The 18,062-nt window shown below is 68.7% G+C and carries 14 protein-coding genes and 3 pseudogenes; all 17 read right to left on the bottom strand.

Features of this window, described 5'->3' with window-relative positions; all coding sequences use genetic code 11:
- Nucleotide 1 precedes the first annotated feature (1 nt).
- Nucleotides 2–817, bottom strand: a complete 816-nt coding sequence (locus LH076_RS01060) for a sulfate ABC transporter permease (protein WP_227782124.1) — start codon at nt 815–817, stop codon at nt 2–4.
- Complete coding sequence (gene cysT, locus LH076_RS01055; protein WP_227782123.1) at nt 810–1,601, bottom strand: sulfate ABC transporter permease subunit CysT; 792 nt, start codon at nt 1,599–1,601, stop codon at nt 810–812. Before cysT ends, LH076_RS01060 begins: the two co-directional genes overlap by 8 nt.
- Complete coding sequence (locus LH076_RS01050; protein ID WP_227782122.1) at nt 1,598–2,638, bottom strand: sulfate ABC transporter substrate-binding protein; 1,041 nt, start codon at nt 2,636–2,638, stop codon at nt 1,598–1,600. The genes cysT and LH076_RS01050 overlap by 4 nt, the downstream gene beginning before the upstream one ends.
- A 20-nt stretch (nt 2,639–2,658) precedes the next feature.
- Nucleotides 2,659–3,567: an EamA family transporter RarD gene (rarD, locus tag LH076_RS01045; RefSeq protein WP_227782121.1), complete on the bottom strand. Its 909-nt coding sequence runs from the start codon at nt 3,565–3,567 to the stop codon at nt 2,659–2,661.
- Nucleotides 3,564–4,571 carry a polyprenyl synthetase family protein gene (locus LH076_RS01040; protein ID WP_227782120.1) on the bottom strand — a complete coding sequence of 336 codons (1,008 nt, stop codon included), beginning with the start codon at nt 4,569–4,571 and terminating at the stop codon, nt 3,564–3,566. The genes rarD and LH076_RS01040 overlap by 4 nt, the downstream gene beginning before the upstream one ends.
- 15 nt (nt 4,572–4,586) lie before the next feature.
- On the bottom strand, nt 4,587–6,167 hold the full coding sequence (gene nuoN, locus LH076_RS01035; RefSeq protein WP_227782119.1) for an NADH-quinone oxidoreductase subunit NuoN: 1,581 nt from the start codon (nt 6,165–6,167) through the stop codon (nt 4,587–4,589).
- Complete coding sequence (locus tag LH076_RS01030) at nt 6,164–7,651, bottom strand: NADH-quinone oxidoreductase subunit M (protein ID WP_227782118.1); 1,488 nt, start codon at nt 7,649–7,651, stop codon at nt 6,164–6,166. The genes nuoN and LH076_RS01030 overlap by 4 nt, the downstream gene beginning before the upstream one ends.
- Complete coding sequence (gene nuoL, locus LH076_RS01025) at nt 7,648–9,510, bottom strand: NADH-quinone oxidoreductase subunit L (RefSeq protein WP_227782117.1); 1,863 nt, start codon at nt 9,508–9,510, stop codon at nt 7,648–7,650. Before nuoL ends, LH076_RS01030 begins: the two co-directional genes overlap by 4 nt.
- A gap of 12 nt (nt 9,511–9,522) precedes the next feature.
- Complete coding sequence (gene nuoK / locus LH076_RS01020; protein WP_227782116.1) at nt 9,523–9,816, bottom strand: NADH-quinone oxidoreductase subunit NuoK; 294 nt, start codon at nt 9,814–9,816, stop codon at nt 9,523–9,525.
- Nucleotides 9,813–10,502, bottom strand: coding sequence for an NADH-quinone oxidoreductase subunit J (locus LH076_RS01015; RefSeq protein WP_227782115.1), 690 nt, complete (start codon nt 10,500–10,502; stop codon nt 9,813–9,815). Before LH076_RS01015 ends, nuoK begins: the two co-directional genes overlap by 4 nt.
- A gap of 32 nt (nt 10,503–10,534) precedes the next feature.
- A pseudogene (gene nuoI, locus LH076_RS01010) lies at nt 10,535–10,981 on the bottom strand (NADH-quinone oxidoreductase subunit NuoI); the annotation flags it as partial.
- Nucleotides 10,979–12,085, bottom strand: a pseudogene (gene nuoH / locus LH076_RS01005) (NADH-quinone oxidoreductase subunit NuoH); the annotation flags it as partial. The pseudogenes nuoI and nuoH, both read right to left, overlap by 3 nt.
- A complete protein-coding gene (gene nuoG / locus LH076_RS01000; RefSeq protein ID WP_227782114.1) occupies nt 12,082–14,337 on the bottom strand; it encodes an NADH-quinone oxidoreductase subunit NuoG in 2,256 nt (751 codons plus the stop codon). The pseudogene nuoH and the gene nuoG, both read right to left, overlap by 4 nt.
- Complete coding sequence (nuoF, locus tag LH076_RS00995) at nt 14,334–15,677, bottom strand: NADH-quinone oxidoreductase subunit NuoF (protein WP_227782113.1); 1,344 nt, start codon at nt 15,675–15,677, stop codon at nt 14,334–14,336. Before nuoF ends, nuoG begins: the two co-directional genes overlap by 4 nt.
- Nucleotides 15,674–16,285 (bottom strand): NADH-quinone oxidoreductase subunit NuoE, encoded by a 612-nt coding sequence (gene nuoE / locus LH076_RS00990; RefSeq protein ID WP_227782112.1) that lies wholly within the window; start codon nt 16,283–16,285, stop codon nt 15,674–15,676. The genes nuoF and nuoE overlap by 4 nt, the downstream gene beginning before the upstream one ends.
- Entirely contained in the window at nt 16,282–17,625 is a 1,344-nt protein-coding gene (locus LH076_RS00985) for an NADH-quinone oxidoreductase subunit D (protein ID WP_227782111.1), read from the bottom strand. Before LH076_RS00985 ends, nuoE begins: the two co-directional genes overlap by 4 nt.
- A pseudogene (locus LH076_RS00980) lies at nt 17,622–18,044 on the bottom strand (NADH-quinone oxidoreductase subunit C); the annotation flags it as partial. The gene LH076_RS00985 and the pseudogene LH076_RS00980, both read right to left, overlap by 4 nt.
- Nucleotides 18,045–18,062: the final 18 nt, after the last annotated feature.

Here is an 18,062-nt window from a genome sequence, read left to right as displayed (position 1 = left end):
GTCAGTGCTCCTTCTCGGCGCGGGGCCGGAGGAAGGCGACGACCACCAGACAGGCGATCGACACGAGGACGAGGAGGAAGGCGATGGCGTACGCCGTCGGCTGGGCGAAGCCCTGGTACTTGGCTTCCACCGCGAGCGTGGCGGTCTGGGTGTCACCCGTGATGTTGCCGGAGACCACCTTGACCGCGCCGAACTCGCCGACGGACCGGGCCAGCGAGAGCACGACGCCGTAGACGACGGCCCACTTGATGCTCGGCAGGGTGATCCGCCAGAAGGTCTGCGGACCGGAGGCGCCCAGCGAGCGCGCGGCCTGCTCCTGGTCGTCGCCGATCTCGGTGAGGACCGGCACGACCTCGCGGATCACCAGCGGCAGCGCGACGAAGCAGGTCGCCATCACCAAAGCCGGGGAGGAGAACATCAGCCGGATGCCGGCACCGTCGAGGGGCTCACCGAGCCAGCCTGAACGGCTGTTGTAGACCAGCAGCAGCGCGAGACCGACCACGACGGGCGAGACCGACAGCGGCAGGTCGACGAGTGCGGAGAGCACCCGCTTGCCGGGGAAGTCGAAGCGGACCAGCAGCAGCGAGATCGTCACACCGAAGACCAGGTTGATCAGCACGGCGACCACGGCGATCCAGGCCGTGAGCTGCAGCGCGCTGACCACGTTCTCGTCCTCGAAGACGGAACGCAGCGCGTCGAGGCCGGAGGAGAACGTCTCGCGCACAAGCATTCCGACGGGCCAGACGACCAGCATGATGACGTACCCGATGGCGATGATCCGCAAGGTCCAGTTCCACCAGCGCGGGAGCTTAACCACGGCGGGCCACCCTTCGCTGTACGACGTCGAGGGCGATGATCACGACGAGCGCGACCGCCAGCATCAGACTCGCGACGGCTGCCGCCGAGGCGTTGGAGCCGTTCTCGATGAAGCTCAGCACCCGGACCGAGACGACCTCGGTGTGGAAGGGCTTGTTGCCGCTGAGCAGCACGAGGGAGCCGTACTCGGAGATCGCGCGGGCGAAGGAGAGCGCAGCTCCGGCGGCAATGGCCGGCACGAGCGAGGGCAGGATGATCCGCCGCAGGATGACGCCACGACCGGCACCGAGCGAGGCGGCGGCCTCCTCGACGTCGGTGTCGAGCTCCTCGAGCACCGGCTGCACGGTGCGGACGATGAAGGGCAGCGTGACGAAGGCGAAGGCGAGCGTCACCGCCGACGGGGTGAAGGCCGCATGCACGCCGACGGGCGATTCGGGCCCGTAGAGCGAGAGCAGCACGAGCCCTGCGACGACGGTCGGCAGGGCGAAGGGGACGTCGATGACGACGCCGAGGATCGACTTGCCCCAGAACCGGTCACGGACCAGTACCCAGGCGATGATCGTGCCGATCACGATGTTGACCACGGTGACGAGCCCAGCCTGCTCCACGGTCAGTCTGACCGCGGACCAGGTCTGGGGTTCGGTGATGACGTCGGCGTAGTTGCTCCACCCGCCCTCTGCTGCGGCGGCGATGATCGCCGCCAGCGGCAGGAGGACGAGCAGGCTGAACCAGAGGACAGCGACACCGAGACTCAGGCCCGCACCGGCACTGAGTTTCTGGCTCACTGGTCGTCGACACCCTTTCCGGTGGCCTGCTGGATGGCGGTGATGATGCCGAGCGGCTTGCCCTCGGTGCCGTCACCGAAGAACTTGTCGGCCGCGACGCTCCAGCCACCGAAGATCGGGTCGGCGATCGTGAAGAGCTTCTCCGGCGTAGGGAACGGGTCAGACGGGTCGTTGGCGCCCTTCACCTCACCGACGTCCACACCGTCGATCACGGGGCGGAAGCCGGACTGCGCGTAGGCCTTCTGGCCCTCGGCGCTGGTCTGGAAGGCGAGGAAGTCCTTGGCTGCCTGGGGCGCGGTCTTGGTGACGGCGCCCGTGTTCTCGATCTTGAGCGTGTCGGACGGGATGACGTAGTCGACGTCGGCGCCGGAGGCCTTGGCGAGGATCGCCTCGTTCTCGTAGGAGATGAGGACGTCGCCGGAGCCGGAGGTGAAGGCGGTGGTCGCCTCACGACCCGAGCCGGGCAGCGCGATGGTGTTGTCGAGGAGCTTCGTCACGAACGCCTTGGCCTGGGCGTCCGTGCCGCCGTTGCCGGCGATGTGCGCCCACGCGGCGAGGATGTTCCAGCGGGCCGAGCCCGAGGAGCCGGGGTTGGGCGTGATGATCTTGACGCCGGGCTTGATCAGGTCGTCCCAGCCCGTGATGTTCAGCGGGTTGCCCTTGCGGACCGTCAGAACGACGACGCTGGACGTGAGGACGCCCTTGGTGGGACCGGTGTTCCAGTCCTCGGCGACGATGCCGTCCTTCACCAGGCGCGTGACGTCGGTCTCGAGCGAGTAGTGGACGACGTCGGCCTTGTTGCCCGACTCCACTCCGCGGGACTGGTCGCCGCTGGCGCCGTACGACGTCTTGAACTCGACATCCTTGCCGGCGTCCGTCTTCTGGAAGTCCTTGAAGACGGCCTGGTTGGCCTGCTCCAGGATGGAGAAGCCGTTGACGTTGATCGTGGTCGTGTCCGAGGACGACGAGGACCCGCTGCCGCAGGCCGTGAGGGCCAAGGCCCCGGCAACAAGAAGCGCACCCAACTTGATGTTCATAGTCGAGCAGATTAGTGCAATTAAGTAAGTTCGCCGTAATTGGCCACATTGTGGGCGCGGCGCCGCGTCCACAGGCCATCGGCCGTGAAGACGCACAGCGCCAACCAGACGAGGACGAAGCCGACCCAACGCCCCGCCGACATGTCCTCGTGGAAGTGCAGGATCCCCAGCGCGAACTGGAAGAGCGGCGCCAGGTACTGCAGCAGACCGAGCAGCACCAGCGGCACGCGCGTCGCCGCGGCGCCGAAACAGATGAGCGGCACGGCGGTGACGACACCGCAGAGGATGAAGAGGGCCGTGTGGCCCGGACCCTCGGACGTGAAGTGGCCGTCCCCTTGGAACGTCAGCCAGACGACGTACGCCAGGGCGATCGGCGTCATCACGGAGGTCTCCACGGCGAGCGACTCGAAGGCGCCGGCGTTGGCCTTCTTCTTGAGCAGGCCGTAGCTGCCGAAGCTGAAGGCGAGGACGAGCGCGATCCACGGCGGGTGGCCGTAGTCGACCGCGATCACCAGCACGGCCACCGCGCCGATGCCGATCGCCACCCACTGCAGCGGCCGCATCCGCTCGCCGAGGATCAGCACACCCATCAGGACCGTGACGAGCGGGTTGATGAAGTAGCCGAGGCTGGTTTCGACGACGTAGTGGTGGTTGACACCCCAGATGTACGTCGCCCAGTTGATGCTCACCGCGACGGCCGCCGTGCTCAGGAGTGCGAGGCTCCGGGGCGTGGTGACCAGCTGCTTGACGTGCCGCGCTCGGCCGAGGGCGACGACGAGGCCGCCCATGACGACCAGCGACCAGATGATCCGGTGGGCGAGGATCTCGAACGCGCCCGCCGGCTGCAGCAGCGGCCAGTAGAGGGGAAACGCTCCCCACATCACATAGGCAGCGATCCCGGCGAGGACGCCGGTGCGCTGCTCGTTCACGCGGTGCGGGTGGCGACGAGGTCCGCAAAAGCTTCCAGCGCTTCGCGGACCGGGCCCTCGGGCACGACTGCCAGGTGGGCCTTGGCCTTGGCGGCCTCGTTGAGCACGTAGGCCCGAGCCTCGTCCATCGCCGGGTTGGCGCGCAGGAGGGCGAGGGTCTCCGCGAGGGCGTCGTCGTTGGCGTTGAGGTCCGAGGCGAGCAGCTCGAGCAGTCGCGCGTCCTCCGGGCGGTTGGCCCGACGGGCGAGGAGTACGGGCAGCGTCGGCACGCCCTCCTTGAGGTCGGTGCCGGGCGTCTTGCCGGACACGTCGCCCTCGGAGGCGATATCGAGGATGTCGTCGGAGATCTGGAAGGCGGCACCGACGATGTCGCCGTACGCCGTGAGGGCCTCGATCACCTCGGGGGCCGCGCCTCCGAAGAGGGCGCCGTACCGGGCGGAGGTGGCGATCAGGATGCCGGTCTTGCCGGCGATGACGTCGAGGTGGTGCGCGACCGGGTCCTCGCCGTCGGCGGGGGCGCGCGTCTCCATGATCTGGCCCTCGACGAGGCGGGCGAAGGCCTTCGCCTGGATGCCGACCGCCTCGGGACCGAGCTCGGCCGTGAGCTCCGAGGAGCGGGCGAAGAGGAAGTCGCCGGTGAGGATGGCGACGTGGTTGTCCCATCGGGCGTTGGCGCTCGGGGTGCCGCGGCGCACGGCCGCCTCGTCCATCACGTCGTCGTGGTAGAGGCTGGCGAGGTGGGTCAGCTCGACCACGCAGGCGGCGGTGAGTACGTCGTCGCTGTCGGCCCGGTCGCCGCATTCGGCCGCGAGCAGGACGAGGAGCGGGCGGAAGCGCTTGCCGCCGGCCTCGAGCAGGTGGGCGGCGGCCTCGGTGATGAACGGCGCGCGACTCTGGACGTGGCCCTGGAGCTGCTTCTCGATCAGGGCGAGCCGGGTCTTCAGGCGAGCCTCCAGCGCGGGATCGGAGACGGGCAGCGCAAGGGACGAGCTCACGTCAGGCATCCTCCCACAGGGGTGTCAGCCGATGAACGAACCTGTCTTCACGACGAGGTCCAGCAGCGGCCCGGGAAGTACGCCGAGGACGACCGTCGCGACGGCGCAGACGGTGATGACCCCGCTCGTGAGGAGCGACCCGCGGCCGACCGTCGCGGTGGTGGGGCCGGGGTCGCGGAAGAAGAGGACGAGCAGCATCCGGACGTAGGAGACGATCGCGATCAGGCTGGCGAGGATCGCGACGATGACGACGGGCCACGCCTCGGCGTCCGCGGCCGCAGCGATCACCGTCCACTTCGCGATGAAGCCGGCGGTGGGCGGGATCCCGGCCAGGGAGAGCATGAAGAGCGTCATCACGGCGCCGAGCAGCGGGCTGCGGCGGCCCAAGCCGGTCCAGGCGGCGAATCCGGTCGCCTCTCCCCCGGCATCGCGGACGAGGCCGGCAAGGGCGAAGGAGCCGAGGACCGCGGCGGCGTACGCCGTCAGGTAGAAGAGGACCGCGCCGGTACTGCTCAGCACGCCGCTGTCATGTCCTGCGTGACCCTGCAGGCCGATCATTCCGGTCAGGACAAAACCCGAGTGGGCGACGGCGGAGTAGCCGAGCATGCGCTTGACGTCGGTCTGCACGAGGGCGACGACCGCGCCGACCAGCATGGTGGCGATGGCGACGGCCCAGAGCAGGGGGCGCCATTCGTCGAGCTGCGCGCCGAAGGCGACGTAGAAGAGGCGCAGCAGCGCACCGAACGCCGCGATCTTGGTGCCGGCCGCCATGAAGGCGACAAGCGGGGTGGGCGCCCCCTGGTAGACATCGGGCGTCCATGCCTGGAAGGGAACGGCACCGACCTTGAAGAGCAGGCCGACGGCCATGAGCGCGATGCCGGCGACGAGCAGGGTGTGGTCACTGCTCTTCGCGGCGGTCCGCTCGATGTCGGCGAAGCGGATCGCCCCGGTGGCGCCGTAGACCAGGGCGGCGCCGTACAGGAAGAAGGCCGAGGAGAACGCGCCGAGGAGGAAGTACTTGAGCGCCGCCTCCTGGGAGAGGAGGCGACGTCGGCGGGCGAGGCCGGCGAGGAGGTAGAGCGGAAGGCTCAGCACCTCAAGGGCGACGAAGAGGAGGAGCAGGTCGTTGGCGGCCGGGAACAGCATCATGCCGCCGACGGCGAAGAGGAGGAGCGGGAAGACCTCGGTGTGCTCGAGGTCGGCCGCCCGCCTCTCGGCCGAGCTGCCCGGGAGCGCTGCGGCCTGGCCGGCGAAGGCAGTCACTCCGCCACCGATGCGGCGCTCGGCGAAGAGGAGTACGCCGCCGAGGGCACAGACGAGGACGAGGGCCTGGAGGTAGATCGCCGGGCCGTCGATGACCAGCGCCCCGGCAGAGGTGATGAGGCCGTGACTGCTGCGGCCGACCCGTGGCAGGTCCGCCGCCACGACGATCGTGCCGACCAGCGCCACGATGACCGCGGCACCGGCGAGGCTGACCTGGAGCACGTAGCGCTGGGCTCGCGCCACGAACGCCTCGACCACGACCCCGGCGCAGGCGGCGCCGAAGACGACGAGAAGGGGCCAGAGCTGGGCATAGCCGAGGTCGGGCTGCGTGAACGTGTTCATCGGCCTTCCCCTGCCTGGAGGATCGTCGTCACGGTCGGGTTGGCGACGTGGAAGAGCGGGCCGGGCACGAAGCCGAAGAGGACGAGTGCCCCCAACAGCGGGGCCATCACGGCGACCTCGCGCTTGGTGAGGTCGCGGTAGGGGCTCTGGCTCACGTGGCGCGTCTCGGCAGCCTCGGGCTCCCGTGGCGGACCGGTGAAGATCCGCTGGTAGGCCCACAGGATGTAGACGGCGGCGAGCACGATGGCGGGCAGTGCGAGGGCGCCGACGTACCAGTGCCAGGCGAAGGCGCTGACGATCACCATCACCTCGGAGACGAACTGCGCGAGCCCGGGGAGGCCGAGCGCGGCGAGGCCCGCGACGAGGAAGAGCCCAGCCAGCACTGGGGTCTGACGCTCGAGACCGGCCAGCTCGCGGATCGAGACCGTGCCGTGCCGCTTGAGCAGGAAACCGGCCGCGAAGAGCAGCGCGCCGGTGGAGAGCCCGTGGTTGACCATGTAGAGGATCGCCGCCGAACCGCCGTCCTGGCTGATCACGAAGATACCGAGCGTGATGAAGCCGAAGTGCGAGAGGGAGGTGAGACCGATCAGGCGCAGCAGATCGTCCTGTCCGATCGCCAGCAGGGCGCCGTAGATGATCGAGATCAGCGCGAGCGCGACCACGACCGGGGTGGCCCAGCGGCTCGCCTCGGGCAGCAGGCCGAGGCAGAAGCGGAGCATCCCGAAGGTGCCGATCTTGTCGAGGATGCAGACCAGCAGCACGCTCGTGGACGGCGTCGCCTGCTCGGTCGTGTCGGCCAACCAGGTGTGCACCGGGAAGAGCGGCGCCTTGACCGCGAAGGCCGCGAAGAAGGCGACGAAGATCCACCGGCCCGCGGTGGTGCCGACGTCCAGCTGCCGTAGGTCACCGAGCAGCAGGGACGGTCCGCCGCTCTGGTCGGCGCTGATCACCCACAGGCCGATCACACCGGCGAGGAGGACGAGTCCTCCGCCGAGTTGGAAGAGCAGGAACTTCAACGCTGCTTGGGCTCTCGCGCTCCTGCCCCAGCCGCCGATGAGGAAGTAGGCGGGGATGAGCGTGGCCTCGAAGGCGATGTAGAAGAGCAGCAGGTCGTCGGCGAGGAAGACCGTGAGGGCGAGTCCCTCGAGGGCCAGCGCCCAGGAGAAGTACGCCGCCCGGCTGGTGTCGCGCCAGGACGCCGCGATCGCGATCGGCGTGATGACGGTGGTCAGCAGCACCAGCAGCAGTCCGAGCCCGTCGAGGCTGAGCGCGTAGTGCGCGCCGAGCGGCTTGATCCACTCCGCGTCCTCGGTGAACTGGCCGCCGTCGTGGGGGTGGAACTGGACGGCGACGCCGATCGTGAACGCCAGTGTGGCAAGGGAGAAGGCCGCCGCGACTCGCTGCGGGAGTGTGCCGCCGGACGGCGTGAGTGCCGTGGCGAAGGCGCCGACGAGCGGCAGCAGGATGAGAAGGGTGAGCGTCATGACCAGTTCACCGCCAGCATCGCGATCACGAGGAGGAAGCTGCCGCCGACGACTCCGGCGGCGTAGGAGCGGACATAGCCGCTCTGGGCGTACCTGAGCACGGTGGCGAAAGTCTCGACTCCGAGGCTTGCGCCGGTGAAGATCCCGCCGACGACAGTCCGGTCGGCGACGACACTGCCGCGGGCCAGGAGGCCGACGGGCTTGGTCACGACCGCATCGGCGATCGCATCACCGTAGAGCTCGTGGCGCGCGGCGACGATGGGCCACGACGCACGCGGAGCCGTCTTCGGGACGGGCTTCTGGCCGACGTACCTCCAGGCGAGGGCCACGCCACAGGCGACCACCGCGACGGTGAGGACCGAGACGAGCCAGGCGGGCATGCCGCCGTGATTCTCGGGCTCCTTGCCGACCACCGGGGTGAGCCACTCGGTGATCCAGCCTCCGGCCAGCAGCGTGCCACCGCCGATCGAGAGTGCGGCGAGGACGTAGAGCGGGATCGTCATCGATGGTGGCGCCTCGTGCGGGTGCACCTTGCGCGGCCAGCGCTTCTTGCCGACGAAGGTCATCAGCATGATGCGGGTCATGTAGAAGCCGGTGAGGCCGGCGCCGAGGAGGGCGAGGACGCCGAAGAGCGGGCGCTCGTGGAAGGCGGCCTCGATCAGCTTGTCCTTGCTCCAGAAGCCCGAGAAGCCCGGGAATCCGATGATCGCGAGGTAGCCCATCGCGAAGGTGCCGAAGGTGACCGGCATGGCGGCTCGGAGCGCGCCGTAGTGCCGCATGTCGACGTCGTCGTCCATCGCGTGCATGACCGAGCCCGCGCCGAGGAACATCGTGGCCTTGAAGAAACCGTGCATCAGCAGGTGGAAGATCGCGAAGGCGTAGCCGGCCGGGCCGAGGCCGGCGCCGAGCATCATGTAGCCGATCTGGCTCATCGTGGAGCCGGCGAGCGCCTTCTTGATGTCGTCCTTGGCCGTTCCGATGATCGCTCCCCATAGAACGCTGACGATCGCAACGACGCAGACGGCGGTCTGCGCTCCTGGGGCGGAGTCGAAGATCCCGTGGCTGCGGACGATGAGGTAGACGCCAGCCGTCACCATCGTGGCGGCGTGGATCAGCGCACTGACGGGGGTGGGGCCCTCCATGGCGTCAAGCAACCAGGTGTGCAGCGGGACCTGGGCCGACTTGCCGCACGCACCGAGCAGGAGCAGGAGGCCAAGAACGGTCGCGTCGTGCTCGCTGAAGGTCTTGCTGCTCAGGGCGTGGAGGTCGATCGTGCCCTGCCACTTCAGCAGCAACGCGACCGCGGCGGCGAGACCGAGGTCGCCGATGCGGTTGACGACGAAGGCCTTCTTGGCGGCGCGGGCGGCCGAGACCTTGTGCTGCCAGAAGCCGATCAGGAGGTACGACGCCAGGCCGACGCCCTCCCAGCCGAGGAAGAGCACGAGGTAGTTGGCCGCGAGGACGAGTGTGAGCATCGCCGCGACGAAGAGGTTGAGATAGGCGAAGAAGCGCCGCTTCCGGTCGTCGTGGGCCATGTAGCCGAGTGAGTAGACGTGGATGAGCGTCCCCACGCCGGTGATCAGCAGGAGGAAGAGGATCGTGAGCTGGTCGGCGGCCAGGTCGGCGCCGATCCTCAGGTGACCGGTGTCGATCCAGGTCCAGAGATGCTGGGTGAAGGTGCGGTCATCGTCGCCCCTGCCGAGCGCCTCGACGAGGAGGGCGACGGAGAGCCCGAAGGAGCCCGCCGGCAGGAGGGTGGCGAGCAGCGGACCCCAGCGGTCGGTGAGGTGTCCGCCGATCAGGAGGAGCGCCGCGCCGAGCGCGGGCAGGGCGATGATCAGCCAGAGCAGGTTCTCCATGGCGTGCTCCCCTCAGCCCTTGAGCAGGCTCGGGGCGTCGACCGAGATGGTCCGGCGCGTGCGGTTGATGGTCATGATGATCGCCAGGCCGATGACGACCTCGGCAGCCGCGACGACCATCACGAAGAAGGCCATCACCTGCCCGTCGAGCGTGCCGTGCTGGTGGCTGAACGCGACGAGCGCAAGGTTCGAGGCGTTGAGCATCAGCTCGATGCACATGAAGACCACGATGGCGTCACGCCTGATCAGCACGCCGAGGGCACCGATGCCGAAGAGGATCGTGGAGAGGACGACGTACTGGCTCATGAGCGCACCTCCTTCAGGGGCTTGCCCGTCTCCAGGTGGGAGCCGTCCGGGAGCAGCGCGGGCGTCTCGACGGAGTTGCTGGTCGCGAGCGTCCCGGGTGCGGCGGCCGGCCCGAGGTGGAGGCCGCGCTCCTTCCAGTCCTTGACCCGCTGGGCGGCCAGCTCCGCCTGCGTACGTCGTGGGGTCAGTCGCTCCTGATGGGCGAGGACCATCGCGCCGATGGCGGCAGTGATCAGCAGGGCACTCGTGACCTCGAAGGCGAGCACGTAGCGGGAGAAGATCAGGTCGGCGATCGCGTTGATGTTGCCGCCCTGGTTGGCATCCGCGAGACCGGTGTCGAGGCTGGCGACACCTTGGGTGACAGCAGTGATCAGCGTGGCGCCGAGGGCGACGGAGACCACGATCGCCGACAGCCGCTGACCCTTGATCGTCTCCTTCACCGTGTCGACGGCGTCCGCACCGACGAGCATGAGGACGAAGAGGAAGAGCATCAGGATCGCACCGGTGTAGACGACGATCTGGACGGCGAAGAGGAACGGCGCATCGAGGGCGGCGTACTGCACCGCGAGGCTGATCATCACCACCGCCAGGAGGAGAGCGGCGTGGACCGGCTTGCGGACGACGAGGATGCCGAGCGCTGCCACGACCATGACGGGGGCGAGGATCCAGAAGGCTGCGTCGCTCATCGCGGCACGTCCGTCAGCGAGAAGGGCGCGACCAGGAGGTCGGACTTCTCGTAGATCAGGTCGCGCCGGTTGTCGTCGGCGAGCTCGTACTCGTTGGTCATCGTGAGGGCCCGCGTCGGGCAGGCCTCGATGCAGAGTCCGCAGAGGATGCAGCGCAGATAGTTGATCTGGTAGACGCGGCCGTAGCGCTCGCCGGGGCTGTAGCGCTCGCCCTCCGGTCCGTCGGTGTTCTGCGCGCCCTCGACGTAGATCGCATCGGCCGGGCAGGCCCACGCGCAGAGCTCGCAACCCACACACTTCTCCAGCCCGGCGTGCGGTCCGTCCTCGTAGCGGTTGAGCTGGTGCCGGCCGTGGAAGCGCGGCGCGGTCGGCTCCTTGACGAAGGGGTACTGCTCGGTCACCGGTTTCTTGAACATCGTCCGGAAGGTGACCCAGAAGCCCGCGAACTGCGGTCCGAGCGGGCCGGTGCGCGCCCGCACGACGCCGAAGAAGACGGCGGTGAGCGCGAGTCCGGCGAGGCAGACGACGAGCTTGGCGTTGATGTCGGCGTCGTCGCTGATCACGCGGACGGCGGCCACGACGAGCACCCAGACGAGGCTGACGGGGATGAGGATCTTCCAGCCCAGTGCCATGAACTGGTCGTAGCGCAGTCGCGGCAGCGAGCCTCGCAGCCAGATGAAGACGAAGATGAAGGCCATCACCTTGGCGAAGAACCAGACAACCGGGAAGGCTCCGTGGTTGAAGCCGCTCCACAGCTGGTCGATCCAGAACGGTGCCCGCCAACCGCCGAGGAAGAGCGTGGTCGCGAGCGCGCTGACCGTCGCCATGTTGATGTACTCGGCGAGGAAGAAGAGCGCGAACTTCAGGCTGCTGTACTCCGTGTGGAACCCGCCGACGAGCTCGCCTTCGGCCTCGGGCAGGTCGAACGGCGCACGGTTGGTCTCGCCGACCATCGAGGTCGCATAGATCAGGAAGCTCGGCAGCAGGAGCAGCCCGAACCACACCTTCTCCTGCGCCGAGACGATCTCGCTGGTCGAGAGGCTCCCGGCGTAGAGGAAGACGGCGATCAGGCTCAGCCCCATCGAGACCTCGTACGAGATCATCTGGGCGCTGCTTCGCAGGCCCCCGAGGAGGGAGTACGTCGACCCGCTGGCCCAGCCGCCCAGGACGATGCCATAGATGCCGATGGACGCGATCGCCATCACGAAGAGGACTGCCATCGGCAGATCGGTGAGCTGCAGGGCGGTGCGGTGGCCGAAGAGCGTCGTCTCCGGACCGAAGGGGATCACCGAGAACGTGACGAAGGCGGGAACCGCCACCAGGACCGGCGCGAGGATGTAGACGACCCTGTCGGCCGCCGCCGGGATGATGTCCTCCTTCAGCGCGAGCTTCACGCCATCGGCGAGGCTCTGCAGCAGACCGAACGGCCCGTGCACGTTGGGCCCGATGCGGTGCTGCATCCGCGCCACCACTCGGCGCTCGGCCCAGATGTTGAAGAGGGTGAGGACGACCAGGATCGCGAAGATCGCGACCACCTTGATCGCGATGAGCCACCAGGGGTCCGTGCCGAACGTCGTGCTCATGCCGTGACCTCCACGGTGCTGCCGGGGCTGGCCAGATCTGCCAGGACGCCGTTGCCGAACGAATTGGCCGGCACCCAGACCACGTCGTCGTCCAGGTCGGCGACCTCGGCAGGCAGCGTGATCGCTCCTCGGTCACCCGTGATCGTCACGCTGGCGCCGAGCCGTGCCGCCGATGCGGCGCTCAGCCGTGCGACAGCAGAACGTGCCGTCGCTGCAAGGTCCTTGTCGCCGCGCTGCATGATGCCGTTGTCGAGCATCAACTTCCACGTGGCGAGGTGGAATCTCCCGCGGGCTTGGACCTCGTCCGCGAGGACGCCGCCCGCCCCCGGAAATCCATGCCTGCCCACGTCTGCAGCGCCGGCGGACGCCGGCCCTGCAGACGTGCCAACCCGGGGGCGGGCGGGATCCTCGCTCCCGACACCCAACTCGTGGGCGATCCCGTCTAGGACTCTGGCATCTGACAGGGCGTGGGTGTTCAACGCTGCGTCGAAGCTTCGCGCGCGGCCCTCCCAGTTGAGGAACGTGCCGCTCTTCTCCGTCACTGGAGCAACAGGGAAGACCACGTCGGCCAACTCTGAGACCTCCGAGAGGCGCTGCTCGAGGCTGATCACAAAGCCCGCCTTCTCGATCGAGGCCCTTGCCACGGCAGGATCGGCGAGGTCGCGGAGCTGGACTCCCCCGACGATGAGGGCCTCGATTTCGCCACTGGCTGCGGCGGCGAGGATTGCGTCGGTGTTGCGGCCACCGTCGGCCGGGAGCAGTCCGGCCTCCACCGCTCCTCGGTCGCCTGCTCGGCGGGGCACCCACGCCCAGCGCGCCGTTTGGGTGAGAGCAGTGAGAGCAGTGAGCGCGCCAGGCGACTGCGCCAGGCGCTCGCCGGCGAGCACGATCGCTCCGTCTGGAATCTCCAGCGCTGCAAGGGCTGCGGCCTCGTCCCCCGGCTTGGTGCGGATGAGCTCGGCCTGGAGCTTCGCCGATCCGGGCGAGGTGAACGGCGCGATCGTGATCACCTTGGTGTGACCGAGGGTCACGGCCTTGCGGAGCCAGAGGAAGATGGTGCCGGCCTCGTCCTCGGGCTCCAGGCCGGCGAGTACGACGACAGGAGCCGTCGTGAGGTCGTTGTAGGTCACCTCGAGGCCGCGGCCGACGACGTGCTCGCGCAGGAAGGACGTCTCCTCGTCGGAGACAGGACGCGAGCGGAAGTCGACGTCGGCGCCGAGCGTGCGGGCGAAGTCGGCCCAGGCCCGGGCGTCTTCGAGGGTCAGCCGCCCGCCGGGCAGGAGGCCTGCCGTACGACCGGAAAGACCCTGCGCCGCAAGGGCGAACGCCTCGGTCCACGCAGCCTCGCGCAGCTCACCGGTGTGGGCGTCGCGGACCAGCGGAGTCGTGATCCGGTCGTCGAGGTAGCGGAAGGCGAAGCGGTCCTTGTCGGAGATCCACTCCTCGTTGACTAACGTGTCCTCGTCGGCTTGGCGACGCAGCACCTTGCCGCGACGTACGTCCGTCCGGATCGCCGCACCGCACGCGTCGTGCTCGCCGACACCGTGGATCGAGACGAGGTCGAAGGGACGGCCCCGGAAGCGGTACTCCGTCGACGTCAGTGCTCCGACCGGGCAGATCTGGATGACGTTTCCGGAGAAGTACGACGAGAACGGGACACCGTCGGCGATGCCGATCTGCTGTCGTGCGCCGCGCTCGACCAGCGCGATGCCGGGATCGCCGGGGATCTCCTCGGCGAAGCGGGTGCAACGCTGGCAGAGCACGCACCGCTCCCGGTCGAGCAGGATGTTGGGCGAGAGCGGGATCGGCTTCGGGTAGGTCCGCTTCACCCCTCCGCTGACGGCGAAGCGGGACTCGACGCCGCCCGCGGACATCGCCTGGTTCTGCAGCGGGCACTCGCCGCCCTTGTCGCACACCGGGCAGTCGAGCGGGTGGTTGATCAGCAGGAACTCCATGACGCCGGCCCGCGCCTTGGTCGAGACCGGGTCGACCGTCTCGACGACCATGCCGTCGGCGACCGGGATGGTGCACGACGCCTGCGGCTTGGGGAAGCCGCGGCCGTTGCCAGCATCGCTGATGTTGACCAGGCACTGCCGGCATGCGCCCGCAGGGGCGAGCAGCGCGTGGTCGCAGAAGCGCGGGATCTCGATGCCGAGCTGCTCGGCCGCACGGATCAGGAGCGTGCCCTCGGGCACGGTGACCTGGCGGCCGTCGATGGTGAGGGTGACAGTGGTGACGGGTGCGGTCGTCATGCCAGGCTCCCGAGCTCTGTGTTGGATCGTCCGCTCGCTTCGCTCGCGAACAGGGTGGAAGCCACCGGGTCGAAGGGACAGCCGCCGTGGGTGAAGTGGTCGATGTACTCCTGGCGGAAGTACGTGATCGAGCTGACCACCGGACTCGTCGCGCCGTCGCCGAGTGCGCAGAAGGAACGACCGGCGATGTTGTCGCACTGGTCGAGGAGCAACTCGAGGTCGGCCTCGCTGCCCTCACCCCGCTCGAGGCGGGCGAGCACCTGGACGAGCCAGTAGGTGCCCTCGCGACAGGGCGTGCACTTGCCGCACGACTCGTGCTTGTAGAACTCGCTCCAGCGCAGCACCGCCCGCACGACGCACGTGGTCTCGTCGAAGATCTGCAGCGCTCGCGTGCCGAGCATCGACCCGGCCGCGCCGACGGACTCGAAGTCGAGGGGTACGTCGAGGTGCTCGGCGGTGAAGATCGGCGTCGAGGAACCCCCCGGAGTCCAGAACTTCAGCTCGTGGCCCGCACGCACGCCACCGGCGTACTCGAGCAGCTCGCGCAGGGTGATGCCCAGCCCTGCCTCGTACTGCCCCGGTCGCGTGACGTGCCCGGAGAGCGAGAAGATCCCATGCCCTGCTGACTTCTCGGTGCCCATCGAGGTGAACCACGCCGCGCCGTTGCGCACGATGCCGGGCACCGACGCGATCGACTCGGCGTTGTTGATCACGGTCGGGCTGGCGTAGAGGCCGGCCACCGCGGGGAACGGCGGCCGCAGGCGCGGCTGGCCACGGAAACCCTCGAGCGAGTCGAGCAGCGCCGTCTCCTCACCGCAGATGTAGGCGCCCGCACCGGCGTGGACCACCAGGTCCAGGTCGTAGCCGGAGCCGTGGATGTCGTGACCGAGGTGGCCGGCGGTGTACGCCTCCTGCACGGCGGCCTGGAGCCGGCGGATGACGTGGAGCACCTCACCGCGGACGTAGATGAAGGCGTGGTTGGCACGGATGGCGTACGACGACAGGATGACGCCCTCGACGAGCGTGTGCGGCGTCGCCATCATCATCGGGATGTCCTTGCAGGTGCCCGGCTCGGACTCGTCGGCGTTGACCACGAGATAGCGCGGCTTGGGGTTGTCCGGGTCGAGCTGCGGTAGGAAGCCCCACTTCATCCCCGTCGGGAAGCCCGCTCCCCCACGGCCGCGCAGGCCGGAGTCCTTGACCAGCTGGACGACGTCCTCGGGCTGCATCGCGAACGCCTTGTCCAGCGCCGCATAGCCACCCCGGCTCGCGTAGACCGGCAGCGTCCACGACCGCTCGGTCGCCCAGTCGGCAGTCAGGACAGGGGTCAGCGCGCTCATTCCGTCACCTCGAGGCCCGCCAGGGAGGCCGGCCCGGCAGCAGGACCGGCATCGACGAGCCCGTCCGGGAAGCCGGCGAGCACCCGCTCAGCCTGCTTCCAGGTGCAGAGCTGCGGCCCGCGGGTCGACGAGCGCGGGACCCCGGCGCGGAGATCGTCCACCAACTGCTCGGCGGAGGCCGGCGTCTGGTTGTCGACGAACTCCCAGTTGACCATGACCACCGGCGCGTAGTCGCACGCAGCATTGCACTCGACGCGCTCCAAGGTGATCCGCTCGTCAGGAGGCATGGCGCTGAGCCGCTCCCAGATCGCGTCGCCACCCATGACCGCGCAGAGCGTGTTGGTGCAGACACCGACGAGGTAGTCGCCGACCGGCTCATGCTTGTACATCGAGTAGAAGGTCGCCACGGCGGTCACCTCCGCCGGCGTGATGCCGAGGACCTCGGCGCACGCCTCGATCCCGGCCGGCGTCACGCAGCCCTCGACCGACTGCACGAGGTGGAGCATCGGCAGCAGACCGCTGCGCGGACTGGGGTAACGCTCGGTGATCGCGCGCAGTTCGTCGTACGTCGTCGCCTCAATGGTCCGCACCTCATTCGCTCCGCTCATCGGTCGACGCCTCCCATCACGGGGTCGATGGACGCGATCGCGACGATGACGTCGGCCACCTGGCCGCCCTCGCTCATCACGCTCGTGGCCTGCAGGTTGGTGAAGCTGGGGTCGCGGAAGTGCACGCGATACGGACGGGTGTCCCCCATCGACACCACGTGCGCGCCGAGCTCGCCGCGCGGGCCCTCGATCGGCACGTACGCCTGGCCGGGCGGGACGCGGAAGCCCTCGGTGACGAGCTTGAAGTGGTGGATCAACGCCTCCATCGACTCCTCCATGATGTGGCGGATGTGATCCAGCGAGTTGCCCATGCCGTCCGAGCCGATGGCCAACTGCGCGGGCCACGCGATCTTCTTGTCGGCGACCATGACGGGCTCGCCCTCACTCGCCGCGAGGCGGTCGACGCACTGCGACACGATCTTCAGCGACTCCCACATCTCGGCGAGCCGGATCCGGAAGCGGCCGTAGGAGTCGCCGGCCTCCGGGTCATCGTCCGTGCCGGGCCAGGTCATCACGTCGAAGTCGTAGGTCTCGTAGCCGCAGTAGGGCTGCGACTTGCGCAGGTCCCACGGCAGGCCGGTCGAGCGCAGCACCGGGCCGGTGATACCGAGCGCGAGGCAGCCCTCGCGGTTGAGCACCCCGACATCGACGAGGCGGGACCTGAAGATCGGGTTGGCGTTGCAGAGGTCGGCGTACTCAGGAAGGCGCTTCTTCATCAGCTCCACGAAGCCACGGACCTCGTCGAGGGCTCCGGCGGGGAGGTCCTGCGCGACTCCGCCGGGCCGGACGTAGGCGTGGTTCATCCGCAGGCCCGTGATCAGCTCGAAGAGGTCGAGGACCAGCTCCCGCTCCCGGAAGCCGATCGTCATAACCGTCAGGGCGCCGATCTCCATGCCGCCCGTCGCGATGGCCACGAGGTGCGACGAGATCCGGTTGAGCTCCATCATCATCACCCGGATCACCGAGGCGCGCTCCGGGATGTCGTCCTCGATGCCCAACAGCCGCTCCACGGAGAGGCAGTACGCCGTCTCGTTGAAGATCGGCGAGAGGTAGTCCATCCGCGTGCAGAACGTGACGCCCTGCGTCCAGGTGCGGAACTCCATCGACTTCTCGATGCCGGTGTGGAGGTAGCCGATCCCGCAGCGCGCCTGCATGACCGTCTCGCCCTCGAGCTCGAGGATCAGCCGCAGCACGCCGTGGGTCGACGGATGCTGCGGGCCCATATTCACAGTAAGGCGCCCGGTGGCTCCTTCTTCGCCGTCATCGAGGGCGTCGACGAGCTCGTTCCAGTCCTGGCCGGTGACGGTGAAGACCCGGCCCTCATCTTCGGTGGTGGTCACCTCTCGTGCCTCCGCTCGTCGGGCGGCGGGATGGTGGCGCCGTGATAGTCGACCTCGATGCCGCCGAGTGGGTAGTCCTTGCGCTGCGGATGGCCGGGCCAGTCGTCCGGCATGAGGATCCGCGTGAGCGACGGGTGACCGTCGAAGATGATCCCGAACATGTCCCAGGTCTCGCGCTCGTGCCAGTCCAGCGTCGGCCAGAGGCCCACCAGGCTTGGGATGTGGGGGTCGGAGTCCGGTGCGGTCGTTTCCAGGCGGATGCGGTGGTTCCGGCTGATCGACAGCAGGTGGTAGACCGCGTGCAGCTCGGCACCGACGTCCTCGAGGTAGTGCACCCCCATCACGCCGAGGCACATCTCGAAGGCATAGGTGTCGCGCAGTGCCCGCGCGATCGCAGGCAGGTCCTCGCGACGTACGTGCAGCGCCTCCAGGGTGGT

The sequence above is a fragment of the Nocardioides sp. Kera G14 genome (assembly GCF_020715565.1).
Taxonomy (GTDB): domain Bacteria; phylum Actinomycetota; class Actinomycetes; order Propionibacteriales; family Nocardioidaceae; genus Nocardioides.
This window is presented reverse-complemented; position numbering and strand designations above follow the sequence as displayed.